Genomic DNA, 242 nt, shown 5'->3' on the forward strand with positions numbered 1-242 from the left:
GTCCATTTCTAAGTGCTGCAATGCTATCACCGCTTGAGTGCGATTGCGAACACCCAGTTTACGGAATATCGCCGTGGCATGCGCTTTGATGGTTGCTTCTGATACCCCAAAATCATAAGCAATTTGTTTGTTGAGTAACCCTTCTGCAAACATCTGTAACACGCGATATTGTTGCGGGGTTAAGTCTGATAATCGGCTGGCCATTTTATCGGTTGGGTCATCAGAAACTGGCACGATTTGAG

Annotated in this window: 1 protein-coding gene; it reads right to left on the reverse strand. The window is 45.9% G+C overall.

The window, feature by feature from the left end; all coding sequences use genetic code 11:
• On the reverse strand, positions 1-242 hold a 242-nt coding region (locus AAEZ22_RS18570; RefSeq protein ID WP_352298563.1), incomplete at both ends, for a helix-turn-helix domain-containing protein.

The organism is Pseudoalteromonas sp. 20-MNA-CIBAN-0454, assembly GCF_040308685.1.
GTDB lineage: Bacteria > Pseudomonadota > Gammaproteobacteria > Enterobacterales > Alteromonadaceae > Pseudoalteromonas > Pseudoalteromonas nigrifaciens.